This is a genomic window from Macellibacteroides sp. (genome assembly GCF_050251695.1).
Taxonomy (GTDB): domain Bacteria; phylum Bacteroidota; class Bacteroidia; order Bacteroidales; family Tannerellaceae; genus Macellibacteroides; species Macellibacteroides fermentans.
In genome coordinates this window covers 3,697-4,969 of the sequence record NZ_JBFWMI010000142.1, presented here as the reverse complement: position 1 = coordinate 4,969, position 1,273 = coordinate 3,697, and the positions used below count along the sequence as shown (strand labels likewise).

The window sequence follows — 1,273 nt, the reverse complement described above, 5'->3', positions numbered from 1 at the left end:
ACATCCGAACAACCTGCCATTTTCATCATTACCCATATTACTACGGCAGTAATCAGGGTATTGCTCAACCCCACAACTCCATATCTAATGGCTTGCTTTAACGTTTCCATTCCTATCTATAATAGCGATTATCTCTTCTTCAGACAGCTCCTTTACGTTTGTCACTGTATACACTTCAGATAAAAAATTACCAAACTGGTTGCACTCTGCAATAGTTGCATCCAACAAAGCTTTAATATCCGTTCGGATGGGTAACAGAAACAGTAAAATTCCGTATCTATCCTTTATATCCAGCTGTTCTATCTCGCAATCCGCCTTTTCAAGATAAAAGGCAAACTCCCGCTCAATAACCTGGCGCTGGTAAGCTTCAAAAGGTTTTTTATCTGCTGCCTGCAAGAGTACAAAGAAACGAAGTTTTTCGTTTTTTCCGCCCAAACCGGTCGAAATATATATCTGCTTTTCTTCAGAAAGTTCAGATTCGAGGGTAATTCGACTCTCCATCAATGCCAGATGGGCCCAATCTTTAAGTTTCGAGTCGGGCGACTGAACATATTTCTCCAAAGCACGGTAAGCTTTAATGTTATGGGAGATGGCCAGTCTGGTAAGAGCAAACTTTCTATTCTCGTCTGTAACGTCGGGCTCAGTAAGCCATCCGTCAAGTAACTCAAATTCATCTTCTTCTATCGGGCGGGCATTCTGTTTCATTCTGTCTGAATACTTAAAGTATTCTACCTGGCGTTCAACCGGTACACGCTCCTCTAAAATATGAAAGTGACCTTGCATCCCCTTAAAAGAATCGTGAAACTTTTTAAACATATCATCCTTCTCATTCATACGCCTGTCTATTTAGTATTCATTTAGAAAACAAACCAAACTTATGCAAAGTTATATTTTATTTGCACAAAAACAAGTCGCAGACGCCCTTTGCAGAACGAATTGAGTGATATTACCGGTTAAAATACCTACTAATCGGTATTGATAGGAACTATATTTACATTTACCTTTGCGAAAGATATAACAGACATGAGACTATCAGAACTACGTACAGGCGAAAAAGGGGTTATTGTAAAAGTGATGGGACGCGGAGCATTCCGTAAACGCATCATAGAAATGGGATTCATCCGCGGCAAAATGGTGGATGTAATACAAAATGCCCCACTTAAAGATCCAATTCACTATAAGGTGATGGGATACGACGTATCACTCAGACGAAGCGATGCCGCCCTGATTGAAGTGGTTAGTGAAACAGAATTCGCACATTTAACAAATACAG

General features: G+C 40.1%; 2 protein-coding genes. One reads left to right on the top strand and one right to left on the bottom strand.

Annotation, left to right across the window (positions count from 1 at the left end):
* Positions 1–84: 84 nt before the first annotated feature.
* Entirely contained in the window at positions 85–834 is a 750-nt protein-coding gene (locus AB7E53_RS14065) for a hypothetical protein (protein ID WP_079681969.1), read from the bottom strand.
* Positions 835–1,023: 189 nt separating this feature from the next.
* Between AB7E53_RS14065 and AB7E53_RS14060 the strand changes: the two genes are divergently transcribed.
* A partial coding sequence (locus AB7E53_RS14060; RefSeq protein WP_446776381.1) for a FeoA family protein occupies positions 1,024–1,273 on the top strand: 250 nt, incomplete at its 3' end.

Bases quoted from the DNA above. Each gene is read 5' to 3' on its own strand.
- AB7E53_RS14065 (WP_079681969.1), bottom strand. From the start codon at position 834: ATGAATGAGAAGGATGATATGTTTAAAAAGTTTCACGATTCTTTTAAG.